The organism is Thalassococcus sp. S3, from assembly GCF_004216475.1.
In the GTDB taxonomy this organism is placed as follows: domain Bacteria; phylum Pseudomonadota; class Alphaproteobacteria; order Rhodobacterales; family Rhodobacteraceae.
This window is the reverse complement of record NZ_CP022303.1, coordinates 1584049-1601547: the sequence shown is the minus strand read 5'-3', so window position 1 is coordinate 1601547 and position 17499 is coordinate 1584049. Positions and strand designations below refer to the sequence as shown.

Below are 17499 nucleotides of genomic sequence, written 5' to 3'. Positions count from 1 at the left end.
TCAGAAGTCCGTCGGCGCCCCGCCTTCCGATTTTCTGCGGGTGACGAAATCAGCCAGCTCCTCGCGTATGGCCTCATCCATCGGGGGCGCCTCGAACTGAGCGACGATCTCCTTGAAGAGGTGATGGGCCCTTTCCGCGGTCCAGACCCCGCCTGCCGCTTCCCAGCCTTCGTAATTCTTCCAATCGCTCAGATAGGGTTGATAAAAGGCGGTGGTATAGCGTGCCTGCGTATGTTCGATGCCAAAGAAATGTCCGTCATTGCCCACCGCCTTGATGGCATCCAGGGCGATATCATCAGCGGTCGTCGCGGTGATTTCTGGCTCCATATACCTTTGGATTTGCTGGATAATCTCGCAATCCATGACAAACTTCTCCGGGCTCGCGATCAATCCGCCCTCCAGCCAGCCGGCGGCATGGTAGACCATGTTCGTCCCCGACTGCACCGCCGCCCATAGGCTGTTGGAGGTCTCCCACATGGCCTGACCGTCCGGCACATTCGCGGCACAGACACCCGAGGAGCGCATCGGCAATCCGTAGAACCGCGCAAGCTGCCCAGTCATCTGGGTCGCGCGCATATATTCCGGCGTCCCGAAGGCGGGCGCACCGCTTTTCATATCCACGTTCGACGTGAACGTGCCAATCGCGCAGGGCGCGCCCGGACGGACATATTGAAAGAGGGCCACCGCACAAAGCGCTTCGGCTATGGATTGCGCGACCGCTCCGGCCATCGTCACCGGGGCCATGGCGCCCGCAAGGGTGAAGGGCGTGACCACGACCGCCTGCCCGCGCCGGATCAGACGCAGGCAGCCGTCGATCATCGGATGGTCGTGCTTCAGAGGCGAGGTCGAGTTGATGTTCGTATACATATGCGGCCGGGCCTCGAACTCGGCATCGGTCATGCCGCCCGCGATCCGCACCATCTCCATCACGTCCTCGACCCGCTCTTTACCCAGGCTATAGGCGTGCATTACCTTATCGGTGAGCGTCAGCTTGTCGTAGAGCACGTCGAGATGGCGGACAGAGGCGTGGATATCCACCGGCTCGACCGGGTAGCCGCCCGCGAAGTGGATACAGTTGAAATACTGGGTCAGCTTCAGCATGTTCGCGCACATTTCACGCGTGCCGGGCACCTTCTTTCCGATCTGCATATCCCAGTAATTGGGCGGGGAAGAGACGTTGCCAAACACGATATTGCGCCCGCCAATCGTGATCGCCCGCTCCGGATTGCGGGGCATGATGGTGAATTGCGACGGCGCCTTGCCGACCATTTCCATCACGAATTCGCGGTCCATGAAGACGATGTCGCCTTCTGTCTTGCACCCGGCCTCTTTGAGGATCCCAAGCGCTTCTTCGTTCAGAAAGGCAACGCCCACTTCCTCGAGGATCCGCATGGCGCCCTCGTGGATCGCTTCTACGCCGTCCTGATCCAGCGGTTCCACCGGCCGGTCGGTGTTGACCGGCACGCGCCATGGCATCTGTTCGATCACCGCGCCCCCGCGCCGTGCCGCGTTCCCGGCCCGTCCGCCGCCGCGCCGCCTGCGTCCCGCTCCATCCGCCATGAGAACCCTCCCGCTGCTGGTCAGCAAAAGGTTGGCCGCAGGCGGCCCCGAGGTTCCTTTCTATTCGCGACACCTGCTGTCGTTCTTCGCACCCGCCCCTCGCGTCAGGGGGCGATCCAGCCTTCCAGGTGACCGATATCCGGCAGGACCACGTCCGCCAGTGGTGCAAGCTCCGCCTCTCCCGCGACACCGGTCAGCACCGCCGCGGTCCGCATGCCCGCGGCCCTTCCCGCGATCAGATCATGGGGGCTGTCGCCGACCATCACCCCCGCCTCCGGGGTGACGCCGACAGCGCGGCAAAAGGCCAAAAGCGGGTCGGGCGCGGGCTTGGCGCCAAAGCCGCTGTCAAACCCCGCGACAAAGGCAAAGCGATCCCTAATCCCCGCCGCGTCCAGATGCGCATACGCCCCGCTTTCGGTGTCATTGGTCATCACGCCCAGCGCGAGATCACGGGCCAGAAGACGATCCAGACACGGGCCCAGCGGCACAGCCGGCACCAGCGGCGCCGATTTCGCGCGCTCGGCCAGGAAAATCTCGATCTCATCCACATGACGTTCTGGAAGCTCTCGGGCAAAGCATTCCGCGGCCTCCCGGTTGGTGCCTGCGATAACCCGGCTTTCCGGCAGAAAGGTCCCCGCATCGAGGTCGTAGTAAACCGCGCCCGCAAGCGCCCTCTCGCGCTCTGTCTGCCCCCCCGCCAGGTCCCTTATCACCTCGGCCGCCCAGACATCCCAGGTCGCCGAAAAGTCAAAGAGCGTTCCGTCCTTGTCAAAAAGAATGGCCTCGATTTTCATCGTTCAGGTCCAATGCATCTGGGCACCGCCCGGCAGCGCCGCGCGGGCCTGCATCGGCTGATCGTAGGCAAAACCGTTCGCGTCGCAGAACGCGATGACCCACGCGTCATCCATCATCAAAAAATCGAGGACCGAGCCCAGAACATCCGGGTCCCCCGCGCGGCTGCGCAGATCCGCCTCGGACAGGCCCGTGGAACTCAGAAAAACCGGTCGCAACTCCTCATGTGCAACCAGCCAGCTCAGGGCATTCAATGCCAGCGTTTCGGCGGTTTCCCGCTGCATCCTTCCTCGACCTCCCCGATTTTAGGCGAAACGGAAAGAGTTTATTAACCACTCTCCTAAAGACTGCACGGATCGCTGGAATGCAAGTTCGAAAGGTAAGTCGTGCAAGGTACGATCCTGATCGTAGATGGGGTTGCCACCAACCGCATCCTTCTCAAGGCCAAGCTCTCACCGGCGTTCTATGACATTGCGCAGGCGTCCCGGGCCGCAAGCCTCGTGGATCAGGTGCGCGCGACGCAGCCCGACCTGATGATCCTCGCCGCCGAACTGCCGGACGACAACGCTCCCGCCATTTGCCGCGTGATCAAGGCGACCGACGATATCGCGCATGTGCCGATCCTCGTGCTCACCGCGCAGGACGATCCCGCCATGCGCCGGGCCGCACTTGCCGCGGGGGCCGACGATGTCATGAGCCATCCGCTGAACGAGATTATCCTTCAGGCCCGCATCCGCAGCCTGATCCGCGCGCGCAACAGCGCCGAGGAGCTGCGGCTGCGGGACGGCACGTCGCGGGCCCTTGGCTTTGCCGAACCGGCGGCCCACTTTGCCGCGCCGGCCTCCGTCGGCCTTCTCAGCACCGCCAAGAACATCAGTGCCCTCTGGCAGGCCGCCCTCAAGCCGTTTACCCGCGCGCGTCTGAAATGCTTCTCACTTGATGACGCGCTGGGTCACATCATGCAGGACAGCGCGCCCGACGTCCTTGTCATCGCCCTCTCGCCCGACAGCGCCGATCACGGGCTGCGTCTGCTGGCGGATCTGCGGGCGCGCGCCAATACCCGTCATTCCGGCATCATCGCCCTGATATCGCCAGCGCATCAGACATTGGCAGCCGATGCGCTGGATCTGGGCGCGAATGACGTGATGCTGACGGATTTCGAACCGGAGGAACTGGCCCTTCGGATCGCCGCCCAGATCCGCAACAAACAAAACCAGGACCGTCTGCGGGCGACCGTCCGCCACGGGCTGGAGGCTGCGGTGATCGACCCCATGACGGGTCTCTACAACCGGCGTTACGCGATGCCCCATCTGTCCCGCGTCGCCGCGCGCGCGGCAGAGACCGGTCGCAGTTTCGCGGTCATGCTTGCCGATCTCGATCATTTCAAGCGCATCAACGATCTCTATGGCCATGCTGCGGGCGACGCCGTTCTGACGGAAGCCGCCCGGCGCCTGACCTCCAACCTGCGTGCGGTCGATCTTGTCGCGCGCGTCGGAGGAGAGGAGTTCTTGATCGTGATGCCGGATACCGGCCTCTCCAAGGCACAAGTGGCGGCCGAACGATTGTGCGAGAAAATCGAGGAGAGCCCGTTTCTGACCGGCCCCGCCCATCCCCCGGTCGACGTGACCATCAGCGTGGGGCTGACCGTATCCTCCGGGCGCGAGGGCGACGGCGCTCTGTGCCAGTCCGGCGGCAGCGGTGCATCCGTGCTATTGGGCCTGGCCGACCAGGCGCTCTATCAATCGAAGGGTGCGGGGCGCAATCAGGTCACGCTCGTCAGGCCGGCGGCCTGACCCCGCGATCCTATCGCCTCAGTCTCCGCGCGGTGGCTTCGGGGGGCGCTTGCCGCGTTCCTTCAGCGCCGTCTCAACGCGATCGGCATAGGCTGCGCGCTCCGCCGTCGACATCTCTCTGACCTTCTCCAGCCAGACATCCTTGATGTCGAATTGCGCATCGAAGATCTGATGCGCCTGCTCGTCGAGGATCGCCCCCAGTCGTTCGGCATCGAAAGGCTCCGACCGGATCGCCGCGCCGATCTCTTCGGCCTCCGCGATACCCGCGCCGCGGATCGCGGCGAAAACGCGTTTCAGCGACTGGCGCATCTCCCTCCGGGTCTCCGGCGGCAATTCCCGGTAGAACACCACACCGCTATGCGGCGGTCCCGGGGTCATCTCCGGTGGGCCCCCAAACCTGGCCCAGGCTCCGGCGATTGCCCCCATGAACAAAAGATTGGCCCCAAGCGAGACGATCAGCAAAACGCGCAGCCAGCGCCCCGGCCTTTTGGTTGCACTCATCAATCAGCCTTCCTCAAGCGCCATCGCAATGTCAAACATCCCCACCTGCAAAAGGTTCACATCCGTGCTGTCCCCGATCACCACCGCGACCGGGTCAGGGAGGGAGGCCGGCGGCGCGAAGCCGATCCAGATGCCCGCCGCGCAGGCGGCCACCAGCCCGCCGACGCCCTGCCAGCCGCCCAGCACTTGGTAAAGTTGCGCCCAAAAACCTTCGGGCCGGTCGCCGGGGGCCGCCCGCCTTTGCTGTTCCTGCAGCGCCTCCGCCGTGATCCGCTGCATCCAGTCAGGTGCCGGTTCCGGCGGCAATCGCCGGGCGGCGCTCCAATACGCCTCCAGAAATGCGTCGTCCCGGTCCTGATCAGCCATCCTGATACCCCAATTCTGCACGCCGCCCTTTCAAGACAGCCGCCAATGCGCGTTTGCCGCGCGCGGTCAGACTTTCGACCGCCTCGACACTTATGTCCATGACCTGTGCGATCTCAGGGTTCCCCAACCCTTCGATGTGGCGCAGGACCACCGCCTGACGCTGCCGGTCCGGCAAGGTCCCAAGCGCCTCTTGCAGCGCTGCGGCACGGGCGTGGTCCAGCATCCGTTCCGCGGGTGGTTTTGCCTCATCCACGGGCTCGGGCGCGTCGTCCAGCGCAACACCAACCCGCTTTCTCTTGCGTAGCACATCGGCGCTCAGATTAAACGTGACACGATAGAGCCATGTGCTCACCTGTGCTTCTCCCCGGCGCCAATCCGGTGCGATCTTCCACAGCCTCAGCAGCGCTTCCTGTGCCACATCCTCCGCTTCCGCCCGATCCGCAAGCATTCGAAACGCGACGGCAAACGCGCGCGGCGCGTGCCGTCGGGTCAGTTCCTGGGCTGCCACGGCATCGCCCGTGGCATATCGTGCCAGCAAGTCCTCGTCCGAGGTCTCGTCCATTGCAACCGCTCGGCGAAACATGGTCAGAGAGCTAACCTGTCCCGCCGCCAGCTCCAAGGTGCCAGCACTGTCTCGCGCCACATTCGTTTCGCTTAGTTGGCGCGGCGTTTCTGATCGCGGTCGCGCATCCGCTCCTGGGCGGTGGCGAATTCCTCCTGTGAGATACCGCCGCTGCCGTCGGCATCAATGCGACCGAACATGCGCCCCTCGCCACGCGGCGGGCGCATCTCTTCCATGGCCAGCTGGCCGTCGGAATTCGCGTCCATGCGGTCCATCATGCGCGACGCCCGCTCATCCGCCCGCGTGCGCGCCTGAGCCTGCAGTTCCTCAAGCGACAGCATCCCGTCGCCGTTTGCGTCCGCCGCCTCAAAGCGCAGCCGGGCGACATTCTGCATTTCCTCGCGCGTGATCTCGCCGCTTTGATCGGTGTCCAACTGCTCGAACTGGATCGGTTCCAGCCCTGGCCCGCCCGCAGGCCCCTTGGCCAGCGCGATACCGGCACCCAGACTCAGACCGCCCGCGATCAGGCACGACATCAGAATTGCTCGTTTCATAGTCTCTTCCTTTTGTTGTCGGTCAAGCCCGCTCCGCCGCGGTCTTGATGGCAGTCCAACGCCAGCCTGCCCGCATTCCGTCGAAAAAAGAGAGGGCGGCTCGCGAACCGTGTTTTGCGACATCGCGCCGCAAGGACACCTTGGCCCCTTTCGCATCAACGCGCTCGGGTTCACCCTTAGGCCCAGCGAGGGATCCACTATGACAGCAGATCAAGTGACGGCGATATCCGAAAAATCCGACACGTCCGACACAAGGCCCCTCTGGCCCGCGCTGCGGAAGGGATGGCGTCGGCGCTGCCCCAATTGCGGCAATGGCCCGCTTCTGAAAAGCTATCTGAAGGTTGCCGACAACTGCTCGGTCTGTCGTGAGGATTTCACCCCGCAAAAGGCCGATGACGGCCCGGCCTATCTGACGATCCTGATCGTCGGTCACCTGATGGCGCCGCTGCTTCACGTGGCCTTTGTCAAATGGCGCCCCGACCCGCTGACCCTCTTTACGATCTTTGCGGTTGGCTGTGTCGCGCTCTCGCTTTACCTTTTGCCCAGACTGAAAGGGGTCGTCGTCGCCTTCCAATGGGCGCGCCAGATGCACGGGTTCGGCAAACCGACCTGAGGCCTGCCCCGCTAAAGGAGGGGGGCAGACATGAGCATCGACAAATCCGCGATCCGCAACGCATCCACCGTGATCGTCCTGCGCGACCGGGGCAGCACGCCGGCCATCCTGATGGGCCAGCGCGGGGCCAAGGCGGCCTTCATGCCCAACAAGTTTGTCTTTCCCGGCGGCGCCGTCGATGCCGCCGACCGCGCCGTTCCGCTGGCCGCCCCCCTGCCACAACCCTGCTTTACGCGTCTGGACGACGATGCCGAGGCGGGTCTTCAGACCGCGCTTGCCGCCGCCGCCATCCGTGAATTGTGGGAAGAGACGGGCCTCATCCTCGGTCGCCCTGGCACATGGTCGGGCACGGTGCCCGCCGACTGGCAGAGCTTCGCGGCCACGGGCCATGTGCCCGCTGCGGCCCCTCTGCAATTCGTCTTTCGCGCCCTCACCCCGCCGGGCCGTCCGCGCCGCTTCGATGCCCGTTTCTTCCTGGTGGATGCCGAAGAGATCCAGGGCGATCTCGACGACTTCACGCACGCCTCCGACGAGCTGTCGCACCTGCAATGGATCCCCCTCACCGAGGCGCGCCGCTTCGATCTGCCCTTCATAACCGAGGTTGTTTTGGCGGAAGTCGCGGGCCGCCTGAGCGATCCCAATCCGCCCGCCAGCGTGCCCTATTTCAAGAACAACGACGAGGCGAGCCTCTTTCTGCGCCTGCGCGGCCACCCCATGCCAGAAGCGGATTGAACCTGATCCGACAGCTTGCCCGGTCTTGGCACGCGGATGGAACACCATCGACCGGTGGGAACCACCCGGCAGCGCACGACCGCGCCCAGGGAGGGCGCTGTCCTCAATGAACCGAAAACCCGCTCTAGAGAACCAGCACCAGCCCCACGATGCTCGCGCCCAGCAATCCCATTCCCGCCACTTCCCGTGGCGTGATCTTCTCCCGGAAGACAAAGACCGAGGCCATCAGGCTCAGGATCAGTTCGACCTGCCCCAACGCCTTCACATAAGCCGCCGTCTGCAAGGCAAAGGCGATGAACCAGCAGAGCGACCCGCCCATGCTCATCGCGCCCATCCATACCGCCACCCGCCTTGCGCGCCAGACCGCCGTGATCTCTCCGGGCTCCCTCAGGGCCAGCCACACGCTCATGATCAGAACCTGCCAGCACACGACGACAGCCAGCGTCACACCGGCCCTTGCCACCGGATCCTCCAGCGCCAATTGCAGCGTTGCCCCCCGGTAGGTCACCCCCGACACCGCGAAAAAGAGCCCAGAGGCGAGGCCCAGGCCCGTCGCCCGGTTCGTCAGGTCGCGCCACCAGCTTTGGCTGACCGCCGGTGTCTTCGACAGCAAAAGCACCCCCGCCAGCCCCAGCAGGATCGCTCCGAAGCCCGCCAGGCTCACGCCTTCGCCCAGGACCACAATCCCCACCAGCACGGCCAGGATCACCTCGGTCTTCTTGAACGTGATCCCCACCGCAAAGTTGCGCTGCTTGAACAAAAGCACCACGCAGAACGTCGCCACCACCTGTGCCACACCGCCCACCGCCGCATAAGCCCAGAAAGCCGGCGGCAGCGGGGGCAGCGCCTGCCCCGTCGCGCCAAGGTAGACCGCCAGGGACACCAGCACTAACGGCGCCGCATAGGCGAACCGCGCGAATGTCGCGCCCGCAGCACTCAGCTGCGCGGTGCTCAGGTGTTTTTGCAGCATAAAGCGGATGGTCTGAAAGACCGCCGCCGCCAGCGTGACCGGGATCCAGAGGCTCATGCCGCCCCTATGCCCCCGATCCGCCGCCTTGACCAGTCCTCAGCGTGCGCGGGGGCGCCAGATCGGATGCGGCACCGGGTCCTTGGCCCGCCAAAGATAGCGGCGAAACACCTCCGCGTAGGAGGCAAAGAAATACCCGTCATTGCGCGCCAGATACCGGTCCTTGTTGGCCCGGTAGAGCGTGGGCAGGCGGTACCACGCCACCTTGGGGTGCATGTGATGCACCACGTGCAAGTTGTTGTTCAGAAAGAGAAACGCCAAAGGCCCGCGATCCTCGATGATCACCGTGCGCCCGCGCACCTTCTCGTGGGCCTGATGCTCCAGAAAGGTCCGGATGCGCAACAGACCCAGCCCGCCATAGGCCGCGATCAGATACGACCAGATCGGCATCCCCGCCGCCCCGACCAGCGCCAGAACCACCGCAGCCCCCGCCAGATGCAGCGCCCAGGCGCGGATCACCGCATGGTCCCCGGAACGGATCAGACGCCATTCATCGGCCATGAACACCGCCTGCCCGATGGCCGGACCCAACAGGATCCGCCCCATGAGGGTGTTGTTCAGCGCAAACAACCGTTGCTTCCAGCGTGGCATCGCCGCCCAAACCGCCGGGTCCAGATAGTTCGTTTCCGGATCGTCGTAGGGATCGGTCAGGTTCTCGTTGCGGTGATGCGCCAGGTGCAGATCGCGAAACCGCTCATAGGGGATGGCCAGGTTCAGCGGCAATTGCATCAGCGCCTCGTTGCCCCATTTGCTGCGAAACGGATGCCCGTGCAGCACTTCGTGGGTCAGCGATGCGTGCAGTGCAATCAGCCCGATCAGAGCCGGGACCGCCAGCCAGACCGGTAACAGCCACAGGGCCCCTGCCCATCCGGCGTAGGTCGCCGTGATCAATCCCAATGTCACCCATTCGATCCTCATCGCGCGATCGTTCGCCGCCGCGCTTGCGCGTGTCGTCATAAAGCCTCCAGATGCATGATCCCCGCATGGAGTGAGCCACAGACACGCAAATGTGACCATTCGGAATTCAGTAAACAAAAGTCAGCAAACGTGATATATTTCTCAACATGCTGGATAAAATCGACAAACGTGTTCGCGCGGAACGATTCACGCAACGTTTAAGCCGCGCCATGCAAGAGGCGCATTTGAACCAATCGGCCCTCGCGCGCGCCGTTGGTGTCGACCGCTCAACCATCTCGCAATTGCTCAAGGGAACCGATGCGCGGCTGCCGAACGCGCATGTGGTGGGCGCCTGTGCGCAGGCGCTGGGCGTATCGGCGGACTGGCTGCTGTCGCTCTCCGACCGGCCCGAAAGTGCGGCCGACCTCATGTCAAACGCCCTCACCCTGACCGAGGCGCCCCGCGCCCTGGTCGACGAGCGGATCTATGAATGGCATCGCGAGGCCGCAGGCTACAAGATCCGCCATGTCCCCGCCGCCCTTCCCGATATGCTCAAGACCCGGGCCATGCTCGAATGGGAATACAGCCCCCATCTCGGCCGGACCGCGCGCCAGGCGATCAACGCGTCCGAGGATCGGCTGAACTGGATGCGTTCGACCCAATCCGATTACGAAATCTGCATGCCACTCTATGAGCTCGACTGCTTCGCCCACGGCACCGGCTATTACGAGGGGCTGCCCCTGCAGACCCGCCTCGACCAGATCGACCGCTTCCTGACCTTGGCCGATCAACTCTATCCCCGCCTGCGCATCTATCTCTTCGATGCCCAGCGGCTCTATTCCGCGCCGGTGACGATCTTCGGCCCTCTGCTCTGCGTGTTCTATGCCGGTGGACATTATCTCGCCTTCCGAGATCGCGACCGGATCGAAACCTTCACCACCCATTTCGACACGCTCGTGCGCGAGGCGCGCTTCACCGCGCGCGACCTGCCCGACCACCTGCACGCCTACCGCACCGCACTGACAGACCCTTCTGTTTCGGAGCCGCCCCTCGCTTGAGACCGGACAGCCCGGCGCCGCGCGCAAGACAAATCTCCGAGGGGCCCCGCCCCGGCGGGGAGACGGTGATTTGTCTTGCGGGCGCGTGTGGGGGCTGGCAGGCCAAGGCTCGGGCATGGGGTGGGTCTGAAACAGACGGGTCTTTCTGTTTTGGTGAGCCCTGAAGCCGGGCCCAATAAAACATCGAATGCGCCGCAGGCGCTCCTTTTAATAGCAGCCCTTCACCCGGGCGCGCGGATCGCCCGTCCGGCGCCTTCGGGATAGGCCAGACCCGCTTGCGCTTTGGCAATCCGGGCCATCGCCGCTTCGATCTCAAAGGACGGCGCAGAGGGGCGCCGCGTTTCCAGGCTCACATGCAGCAGGAAATGCTCCCCCGTTGCCAGAACGCGCTCCCCCTCCCGCATTTCGTGAAAGAGATGCAGCTTCTTGCCCTCTCCCAACAACATCTGCGTGCGCACCTCGATGCGTGCGCCTGCATGGACCTCATCCAGATGCCGGATATGCGTCTCTGCCGTAAAATAGCTGCCGCCCTTCGCGATATAGGCCTTGTCACAGCCGATCAGTTCCATGAACCGGTCCGTCGCCTGGGCAAAGGCGTCCAGATACCGCGCCTCCGTCATATGTCCATTGTAATCCGTCCAGTCGAGCGGCACGGCCCGGTCCAGCGTCACGATGGGCTGGGCCAGATCTCCGGCGGCATCCAGCGACCTCTCCCCCGCAAGGCGCCGGTCCTGTGCATTCAGCACCGCGCCCGCGCCCCAATCCTGCCCCTTCAGCGCGCGCATCATGGCAACCAGATTGTTGTCGCGCGCCCGCTCAAGCTCCCGGATCGACAGATGCCCCGATTGCGCATCCGACTGCCCCGCGATCAGATCGACCAGCGCGTCGTCAAACTCCGGCACATCCATCAGCTTCGTCCAGGGCCATTTCAGCGCCGGGCCGAACTGCGCCATGAAATGCCGCATCCCCGCCTCGCCGCCCGCCACGCGGTAGGTCTCGAAAAGCCCCATCTGCGCCCAGCGCAGCCCGAACCCCATGCGGATCGCCTCGTCGATCTCCTCGGTCGTTGCGACCCCGTCCTTGACCAGCCAAAGCGCCTCTCTCCAGACCGCCTCCAGAAACCGGTCCGCCACATGGGCTTCGATCTCGCGTTTCAGATGCAGCGGATACATCCCCAGCCCCGTCAGGATCCCGCGGGCCTCTGCCACGCGGCCCGCACCGTTCGCCTCCGTCGTCACCAGCTCCACCAGCGGCAGCAGATAGACCGGGTTGAAGGGATGCGTGACCATGATCTGTTCCGGCCGCGCGGCCCCCGCTTGCAACTCACTCGGCTTGAAGCCCGAGGTCGATGAGCCCACCACCGCCTCCGACGCACAAGCCTGTTGGATCTCCGCCAGCACCCGGTGCTTGATCTCCAGCCGCTCCGGCACACTCTCCTGCACCCATGCCGCGCCGTCCACGGCCTCCGCCACGCGATCGTGAAAACTCAAGGTCCCCTCGTCCGGCAACGCCACCTCGCTCAATCCCGGCAGGGATCGGCGTGCATTCTCCAGCACCTCCGCGATCTTGCGCTCCGCCTCCGGATCGGGATCGAAGACCCTCACGTTCCAGCCGTTCAGCAGAAACCGCGCCGCCCAGCCGCCGCCGATCACACCGCCTCCAATGATTGCCGCTGCCTTCATGACCCATTCCTCACGTTCTTCGTTGACATCGTTCTCCAGCCGATCTAAGCGGCTGCTTATGAGCAAGATGGCCCGACATATCAGCTTCTATTATTGAAGTTTTCCTCACGCCGGATCCCGGCGTGCTGTGTTTTGTCCTACACGCCCCTTTTCCAAAACCTGCGCTGTAAGACACCCGGGCTCTCTCCCCCACAGTGGACTGTAAATCCGCGGCGGCAAAAGGTGGGGTGGTGACCGCGAGAGGTTCGATTCCTCGGGAGCCCACCAATCCTACGCCACCGGCGCGCGCTTTACCAAACCCAGCTTCTCCCGGACCTCCGCCGGACCGATCACCCTTGCGCCCATCCGCTCGATGATCCCTGCGGCCCGCTCCACAAGCTGCCAGTTCTCTGCCAGCACGCCCTTTTCGAGCCACAGGTTGTCCTCCAACCCCACGCGCACATGTCCACCCGCCAGCACCGCCGCCGCGACATAGGCCATCTGGTTGCGCCCCAACGAAAAGGCCGAAAACGTCCAGTCCTTCGGCACGTTGTTCACCATTGCCATGAACGTATTCAGATCGTCCGGCGCGCCCCAGGGCACCCCCATGCAAAGCTGCACCAGCGCGGGCGCGTCTAGAACGCCGTCCTCGACCAATTGCTTGGCATACCACAGATGCCCGGTATCGAACGCTTCGATCTCTGGCTTCACGCCCAGATCCGTCATCATCCGCGCCATCGCCTGCAGCATTCCGGGCGTGTTCGTCATCACGTAGTCCGCTTCGGCAAAGTTCATCGTTCCGCAATCGAGCGTGCAGATCTCCGGCAGGCACTCCGCCACATGGGCCACCCTTTCGCTGGCACCCACCATGTCCGTGCCCTCCACCGTCGGCAGTGGCGTTTCCGTTCCCCCAAAGACGATGTCACCCCCCATGCCCGCTGTCAGGTTCAGCACGACGTCGACCTCCGCCTCTCGGATACGGTCGGTCACCTCGCGGTAGAGCCTCAGGTCGCGTGACGGCACGCCCGTCTCCGGGTCCCGCACATGGCAATGCACCACGGCCGCCCCCGCCTTGGCCGCCGCGATGGCGCTGTCGGCGATCTGCTTGGGCGAGCGCGGCACGTGCGGGCTGCGGTCCTGCGTACTGCCCGAACCGGTCACCGCGCAGGTGATAAAAACCTCTCTGTTCATCGCAAGCGGCATGACGTTCTCCCTCTGTCAGCGATCCGAACATGACCTGTCTTGGCAGGCATGACTTTGCGCATTACGGTCCAAAGTTGATGAAATCCGAAAAAACCATCCGTGTTGCCCTGTTGGTTCTCGACGCCTGCAACACGCTCACCTTCGCCTCTGCCGTGGACCCGATGCGGGCCGCCAACCGGCTCTCTGCGCATCCCGTTTTCGATTGGCAATATCTCACCGCTGTCGGAGCACCCGCCACACTAACAAGCGGAATTGTCGTTCCAGGCAGGGCTATTACCAGTTTTACTTCATGTGATCTCTGCCTTGTGCTTGCCGGGTTCGATCTCGACCGTCACGCTACGCCCGCCTTGCTGGCCAGCCTGCGCCGGATCGCTGCCAACGGGGCCGCGATGGGGGGCATCGACGGCGGCCCCTGGATCCTGGCGCGCGCCGGGCTGCTCGACGGTCATGCCGCGACCACCCATTGGGAAGATCTCGACCGCTTTGCCGCCACCTTCCCCGATATCGACACCGTGCCCGACCGCTACCGCATCGACGATGCGCGGCTCACCTCTGGCGGGGCGATGCCCGCCATCGACATGATGCTCGACCTCATCGCGCGCCGGATCAGTCCCGATCTCGCCGCCAAGGTGGCCGCTGTCTTCATTCACGACACCCCCTCCGCTCCGGCCCGCCCGCAAAGCCGCAGCGGCGATGCACGTCATTCGCCCCTCACCGCGCGTGCCGCGAAGATCATGGAGCAAGCGATTGAAACCCCGATTAAAATCCCGCAGCTCTGCGCACGCCTCGGCGTTGGCCCGCGCCTTTTGGAACAACAGTTCCGCGCCCGTCTGGGCACCACACCGCACGCCCATTACCTGGCCCTGCGGCTGGCCGAGGCGCACCGTCAGGTCCTCCAGACCGACCGCCCGCTCTTTGACATCGCCTTGGCCACCGGCTTTGGCTCTCAGGCCAGCTTCGCGCGAGCTTTCCGCGCGGCGTTCGGCACGTCCGCGCGGGCGCTGCGCAAGGCTCAGTAAGGCATCGGATGGGCGCGATGGGCTGTATCGATCTCGTCGAGGACCTCCTCGCTCAGGGTCACCTCGACCGATGACAGCGCGCGATCCAGCTGCTCCATCTTCGTCGCCCCAAAAATCGCCGAGGCCATGAACGGTCGCGTCCGACACCAGGCCAAGGCCAGATGCACCGGGTCAATCCCGTGTCGCTCGGCGATCTGCAGATAGGCATCCACCGCCGGGAAAACGCGTGGCGTGATGCGTCCGCCCAGCTCTTCGTTCAGAGACATGCGTGATCCGTCGGGCACCGCCCCGTCCTGATACTTGCCCGTCAGCAAACCCGTTGCCAGAGGCGAGAAGGACAGCAGCCCCACATCCTCATGCGCGCTGAGCTCTGCCAGATCCGTATCGTAATGGCGACAGAGCAGAGAATACTCGTTCTGGATCGACGCCACCCTCGGCCAGTCATTGGCCTCTGCAATCCGCAACCACTGCGCCGTGCCCCAGGCGCTTTCGTTGGACAGGCCGAAATGCCGGATCGTGCCCCGGTCCACCTCGCGTTGCAGCGCCTGCAGACACTCCGCCATGTTGTCCAGAACCTCCGCCGGGTTCTGATCCGACGGGTCATAGGTCCAGTTCTTCCGAAACATGTAGCTGCCGCGATTGGGCCAGTGAAACTGGTACAGATCAATGTAATCCGTCTGCAGCCTTTTCAGTGATCCCTCAACGGTTTGCGGGATGGTCTTGGCTGAAATCGGCGTCCCGTCGCGCACATGTTTCATGCCTTCGCCCGAATGCTTCGTCGCCAGGATGTACGCCCCCCGCCGCCCGCTTTTGGCATGCCAGGTGCCGATGATCTCCTCCGTCCGGCCCACGGTCTCGGCGCTGATTGGATTGACCGGATACATCTCGGCGGTGTCGATGAAATTGATACCGGCCTCCAGGGACCGGTCGATCTGCGCGTGACCTTCGGCTTCGGAATTCTGCGTGCCCCAGGTCATCGAGCCCAGGCACAGCTCGGACACCATCAGGCCGGTGCGGCCCAGCGGGTTCATTTTCATGGGAGAGGTCCTTTCTTGCAGCCCGGCAGACCCTAGCGGCCCCCGCGTGGGAGGCAACATCAAACCGGCATGTCGGATCCATTCATTCTCATGTGAACAGAAAAACGTGAACCTGCGTGCATGGGGCGCCGTCCAAAGAACGCTATACTCTCGGATATCGTTTATCGCTTTCCGGACCGCCGCCATGCTGACACGACGCCTATTTCTTGCCGGTCTCACCGCATTTCCCGCTTTGGCACAGGCCGCTCCCACCCGCTATCGGCTCGACCCTCAGGCGTCCACGGTGGGCTTTACCTATATCCTGAACGGCGTAGCGCAGCGCGGTACGATGCCCGTCAGCCGGGCCGATCTGCTGATCGACCCCGACAATCTCGCCTCTGCCCAGGTCGATGTCAGCGTCAGCGTCGCGCAGGCCTGGACCGCGCTTTTCTTCGCAACCGACGCGCTCAAGGGCGCCTCTGTCCTCGACGCGGCCAACCATCCCGAGGTGCGCTTTGTCTCCACCAGCATCCGGCTGGCCCAGGACGGGCGGCTCTCGGGCGGCGCGACCGTCACGGGCCGCGTGACCGTGCGCGGTGTGACACGGCCTCTCACTTTGCAAGCCGATCTTTTCCGCCTTCCCGGCAGCGCGCCCGACGATCTGCGCGCGCTGACCATCCGCCTGCGCGGCGCCCTCAGCCGCAGCGCCTTTGGCGCGTCCGGATTTCCCAATCTGGTCGCCGACACCGTCACCCTCGACATCAACGCCGCGATCCGCGCTGTCTGAGGCCGCGAAAAACGACCCCTCCTGGTCGAATTTCCGCTAGCCTTTCCACGCCGCGCTGTCATGGTGCGTCAGGCCATGCGCCTTCTGATTTCCTTCGCCGCCCTCTTTCTCTCCGTCTTCCTGTTGCAGCTTTCGTCCGGCGGTGTCGGCCCTCTGGACGCTCTGTCGGGGCTGGCGCTCGATTTCACCGCCGGCCAGATCGGCCTTCTGGGCTCTGCGCATTTTCTGGGCTTCTTCATCGGCTGCTGGTGGGCGCCGCGGCTGATGGGCAGCGTCGGGCACAACCGCGCCTTCGCCGCGTTCACGGCCGCAGGCGCGATTGGCCTTCTGGCGCATATGCTGGTGGTCGACCCCTATGCCTGGGCCGCGATGCGGGTGGCTTCGGGCCTCTGTGTCGCGGGGTGTTACACGGTTATCGAATCCTGGCTTCAGGCCAAAGTGACCAACGAAAGCCGGGGGCGCACGATGGGGGCCTACCGGATCGTCGATCTGAGCGGCTCTCTGGTGGCCCAGCTGATGATCGCCGTTCTGGAACCGGCCAGCTACGTCTCCTACAACCTTCTTGCGATCCTCTGCTGTGCCGCCCTTCTGCCGCTCACCCTGACCACTGCAAAGGCACCTGAGACGCCCGAGGCGCCCCGCCTGCGCCCGCGTCTTGCGCTCAGCCGGTCACCCCTTGCCGCGGCAGGCGTGATCGTAGCGGCACTCTCGGGCGCGGCCTTCCGTATGGTCGGGCCGCTCTACGGGCAAGAGGTCGGGCTGAGCGTCGATCAGATCGCCTGGTTCCTTGCTGCCTTCGTGCTGGGCGGCGCGCTCGCGCAATATCCCGTCGGTTGGCTGGCCGACCGCTATGACCGGCGGTGGGTTCTGATCTGGCTGTCTCTCGCCGCCATCGCCAGCTCCGGCGTCACCATCGGCACGCAGGGCCTTGGCATCACCGCGATCTTTCTCAGCGCCGGGCTCTTCGGGCTCACCACCTTCCCGATCTATTCCGTCTCCGCCGCCCATGCCCATGACTTCGCCGAGAGCCATGAGCGGATCGAGCTTTCCGCAGCTCTGATGTTCTTCTTCGCTCTAGGCGCCATTGCAGCGCCTTATCTGGCCTCGCTCCTGATCTCTCTCTTCGGACCCTTCGCGCTCTTTGCGATGATCGCCGTGGCCCATGCGGTGCTGGTGATCTTCGGCCTTGCGCGGATGCGGGCCCGGCCCACCAGCGAAGACCGGACGCCTTATGTCTATGCGCCGCGCACCTCGTTCACCATCGGACGGCTTCTGGGCCGCAGCCGCGACCGGCGCGACTGACTGGCCTCCGCGCGGGACTTGCGGTAAAGCAGCGCCAAATCACGAGGGGCGCCCCA

19 protein-coding genes are annotated in these 17499 nt (G+C 64.4%); 7 read left to right on the top strand and 12 right to left on the bottom strand.

What is annotated here, in order from left to right; translation table 11 throughout:
* The 3 genes from CFI11_RS08005 to CFI11_RS07995 all read right to left on the bottom strand — a co-directional run bounded on the left by CFI11_RS08005 (position 1) and on the right by CFI11_RS07995 (position 2636).
* Entirely contained in the window at positions 1 to 1560 is a 1560-nt protein-coding gene (locus CFI11_RS08005; RefSeq protein WP_130404780.1) for a trimethylamine methyltransferase family protein, read from the bottom strand.
* 104 nt (positions 1561 to 1664) lie between these two features.
* Positions 1665 to 2354, bottom strand: coding sequence for an HAD family hydrolase (locus CFI11_RS08000; RefSeq protein WP_130404778.1), 690 nt, complete (start codon positions 2352 to 2354; stop codon positions 1665 to 1667).
* Between the two features lie 3 nt (positions 2355 to 2357).
* Positions 2358 to 2636: a DUF3572 domain-containing protein gene (locus CFI11_RS07995; RefSeq protein ID WP_130404776.1), complete on the bottom strand. Its 279-nt coding sequence runs from the start codon at positions 2634 to 2636 to the stop codon at positions 2358 to 2360.
* A gap of 102 nt (positions 2637 to 2738) precedes the next feature.
* On the opposite strand from CFI11_RS07995, the gene CFI11_RS07990 reads away from it, so the two are divergent.
* Positions 2739 to 4145 (top strand): diguanylate cyclase, encoded by a 1407-nt coding sequence (locus CFI11_RS07990; protein WP_130404774.1) that lies wholly within the window; start codon positions 2739 to 2741, stop codon positions 4143 to 4145.
* Between the two features lie 18 nt (positions 4146 to 4163).
* Here CFI11_RS07990 and CFI11_RS07985 read toward each other — a convergent pair whose 3' ends face one another.
* From CFI11_RS07985 to CFI11_RS07970, 4 genes are all read right to left on the bottom strand, one after another.
* On the bottom strand, positions 4164 to 4646 hold the full coding sequence (locus CFI11_RS07985) for a periplasmic heavy metal sensor (protein WP_130404772.1): 483 nt from the start codon (positions 4644 to 4646) through the stop codon (positions 4164 to 4166).
* 3 nt (positions 4647 to 4649) lie between these two features.
* Positions 4650 to 5012, bottom strand: a complete 363-nt coding sequence (locus CFI11_RS07980; protein WP_130404770.1) for a hypothetical protein — start codon at positions 5010 to 5012, stop codon at positions 4650 to 4652.
* A complete protein-coding gene (locus CFI11_RS07975) occupies positions 5005 to 5595 on the bottom strand; it encodes an RNA polymerase sigma factor (protein WP_130409959.1) in 591 nt (196 codons plus the stop codon). Before CFI11_RS07975 ends, CFI11_RS07980 begins: the two co-directional genes overlap by 8 nt.
* A 71-nt stretch (positions 5596 to 5666) precedes the next feature.
* Positions 5667 to 6128: an EF-hand domain-containing protein gene (locus CFI11_RS07970; RefSeq protein ID WP_165390215.1), complete on the bottom strand. Its 462-nt coding sequence runs from the start codon at positions 6126 to 6128 to the stop codon at positions 5667 to 5669.
* 199 nt (positions 6129 to 6327) lie between these two features.
* Here CFI11_RS07970 and CFI11_RS07965 point away from each other — a divergent pair, with 199 nt between their 5' ends.
* The gene (locus CFI11_RS07965; RefSeq protein WP_130404766.1) at positions 6328 to 6741 is read left to right on the top strand and encodes a DUF983 domain-containing protein; all 414 of its coding nucleotides are present in this window, start codon (positions 6328 to 6330) and stop codon (positions 6739 to 6741) included.
* Between the two features lie 30 nt (positions 6742 to 6771).
* Positions 6772 to 7473 (top strand): NUDIX hydrolase, encoded by a 702-nt coding sequence (locus CFI11_RS07960; protein ID WP_130404764.1) that lies wholly within the window; start codon positions 6772 to 6774, stop codon positions 7471 to 7473.
* Between the two features lie 124 nt (positions 7474 to 7597).
* On the opposite strand, the gene CFI11_RS07955 is transcribed toward CFI11_RS07960, so the two are convergent.
* Both CFI11_RS07955 and CFI11_RS07950 read right to left on the bottom strand, forming a co-directional pair.
* Entirely contained in the window at positions 7598 to 8500 is a 903-nt protein-coding gene (locus CFI11_RS07955) for a DMT family transporter (protein WP_130404762.1), read from the bottom strand.
* A 39-nt stretch (positions 8501 to 8539) separates the two neighbouring features.
* On the bottom strand, positions 8540 to 9457 hold the full coding sequence (locus CFI11_RS07950) for a fatty acid desaturase (RefSeq protein WP_254449044.1): 918 nt from the start codon (positions 9455 to 9457) through the stop codon (positions 8540 to 8542).
* Between the two features lie 107 nt (positions 9458 to 9564).
* Between CFI11_RS07950 and CFI11_RS07945 the strand changes: the two genes are divergently transcribed.
* Positions 9565 to 10455: a helix-turn-helix domain-containing protein gene (locus CFI11_RS07945; RefSeq protein ID WP_130404760.1), complete on the top strand. Its 891-nt coding sequence runs from the start codon at positions 9565 to 9567 to the stop codon at positions 10453 to 10455.
* Between the two features lie 221 nt (positions 10456 to 10676).
* Here the strand turns inward: CFI11_RS07945 and CFI11_RS07940 are convergent, their stop codons facing one another.
* Together CFI11_RS07940 and CFI11_RS07935 are read right to left on the bottom strand one after the other, a co-directional pair.
* Complete coding sequence (locus tag CFI11_RS07940; protein WP_130404758.1) at positions 10677 to 12137, bottom strand: carnitine 3-dehydrogenase; 1461 nt, start codon at positions 12135 to 12137, stop codon at positions 10677 to 10679.
* A gap of 270 nt (positions 12138 to 12407) precedes the next feature.
* Positions 12408 to 13319 carry a 3-keto-5-aminohexanoate cleavage protein gene (locus tag CFI11_RS07935; RefSeq protein WP_130404756.1) on the bottom strand — a complete coding sequence of 304 codons (912 nt, stop codon included), beginning with the start codon at positions 13317 to 13319 and terminating at the stop codon, positions 12408 to 12410.
* Between the two features lie 77 nt (positions 13320 to 13396).
* On the opposite strand from CFI11_RS07935, the gene CFI11_RS07930 reads away from it, so the two are divergent.
* Complete coding sequence (locus CFI11_RS07930) at positions 13397 to 14338, top strand: GlxA family transcriptional regulator (protein WP_130404754.1); 942 nt, start codon at positions 13397 to 13399, stop codon at positions 14336 to 14338.
* Here CFI11_RS07930 and CFI11_RS07925 read toward each other — a convergent pair.
* Entirely contained in the window at positions 14332 to 15375 is a 1044-nt protein-coding gene (locus CFI11_RS07925; RefSeq protein ID WP_130404752.1) for an aldo/keto reductase, read from the bottom strand. The genes CFI11_RS07930 and CFI11_RS07925 overlap by 7 nt on opposite strands.
* Positions 15376 to 15559: 184 nt before the next feature.
* Between CFI11_RS07925 and CFI11_RS07920 the strand changes: the two genes are divergently transcribed.
* A complete protein-coding gene (locus CFI11_RS07920; RefSeq protein ID WP_130404750.1) occupies positions 15560 to 16141 on the top strand; it encodes a YceI family protein in 582 nt (193 codons plus the stop codon).
* Positions 16142 to 16216: 75 nt separating this feature from the next.
* Positions 16217 to 17443 (top strand): MFS transporter, encoded by a 1227-nt coding sequence (locus tag CFI11_RS07915; protein ID WP_130404748.1) that lies wholly within the window; start codon positions 16217 to 16219, stop codon positions 17441 to 17443.
* Positions 17444 to 17499 lie beyond the last annotated feature (56 nt).

What these genes read in the sequence shown, in the direction of transcription:
- CFI11_RS07970 (WP_165390215.1), bottom strand. Translation starts at nt 6,128, where the DNA reads ATGAAACGAGCAATTCTGATGTCGTGCCTGATCGCGGGCGGTCTGAGT.
- CFI11_RS07965 (WP_130404766.1), top strand. Translation starts at nt 6,328, where the DNA reads ATGACAGCAGATCAAGTGACGGCGATATCCGAAAAATCCGACACGTCC.
- CFI11_RS07945 (WP_130404760.1), top strand. Translation starts at nt 9,565, where the DNA reads ATGCTGGATAAAATCGACAAACGTGTTCGCGCGGAACGATTCACGCAA.
- CFI11_RS08000 (WP_130404778.1), bottom strand. Translation starts at nt 2,354, where the DNA reads ATGAAAATCGAGGCCATTCTTTTTGACAAGGACGGAACGCTCTTTGAC.
- CFI11_RS08005 (WP_130404780.1), bottom strand. Translation starts at nt 1,560, where the DNA reads ATGGCGGATGGAGCGGGACGCAGGCGGCGCGGCGGCGGACGGGCCGGG.
- CFI11_RS07935 (WP_130404756.1), bottom strand. Translation starts at nt 13,319, where the DNA reads ATGCCGCTTGCGATGAACAGAGAGGTTTTTATCACCTGCGCGGTGACC.
- CFI11_RS07915 (WP_130404748.1), top strand. Translation starts at nt 16,217, where the DNA reads ATGCGCCTTCTGATTTCCTTCGCCGCCCTCTTTCTCTCCGTCTTCCTG.
- CFI11_RS07995 (WP_130404776.1), bottom strand. Translation starts at nt 2,636, where the DNA reads ATGCAGCGGGAAACCGCCGAAACGCTGGCATTGAATGCCCTGAGCTGG.
- CFI11_RS07955 (WP_130404762.1), bottom strand. Translation starts at nt 8,500, where the DNA reads ATGAGCCTCTGGATCCCGGTCACGCTGGCGGCGGCGGTCTTTCAGACC.
- CFI11_RS07930 (WP_130404754.1), top strand. Translation starts at nt 13,397, where the DNA reads ATGAAATCCGAAAAAACCATCCGTGTTGCCCTGTTGGTTCTCGACGCC.
- CFI11_RS07925 (WP_130404752.1), bottom strand. Translation starts at nt 15,375, where the DNA reads ATGAAAATGAACCCGCTGGGCCGCACCGGCCTGATGGTGTCCGAGCTG.
- CFI11_RS07920 (WP_130404750.1), top strand. Translation starts at nt 15,560, where the DNA reads ATGCTGACACGACGCCTATTTCTTGCCGGTCTCACCGCATTTCCCGCT.
- CFI11_RS07960 (WP_130404764.1), top strand. Translation starts at nt 6,772, where the DNA reads ATGAGCATCGACAAATCCGCGATCCGCAACGCATCCACCGTGATCGTC.
- CFI11_RS07980 (WP_130404770.1), bottom strand. Translation starts at nt 5,012, where the DNA reads ATGGCTGATCAGGACCGGGACGACGCATTTCTGGAGGCGTATTGGAGC.
- CFI11_RS07985 (WP_130404772.1), bottom strand. Translation starts at nt 4,646, where the DNA reads ATGAGTGCAACCAAAAGGCCGGGGCGCTGGCTGCGCGTTTTGCTGATC.
- CFI11_RS07950 (WP_254449044.1), bottom strand. Translation starts at nt 9,457, where the DNA reads ATGACGACACGCGCAAGCGCGGCGGCGAACGATCGCGCGATGAGGATC.
- CFI11_RS07975 (WP_130409959.1), bottom strand. Translation starts at nt 5,595, where the DNA reads ATGTTTCGCCGAGCGGTTGCAATGGACGAGACCTCGGACGAGGACTTG.
- CFI11_RS07940 (WP_130404758.1), bottom strand. Translation starts at nt 12,137, where the DNA reads ATGAAGGCAGCGGCAATCATTGGAGGCGGTGTGATCGGCGGCGGCTGG.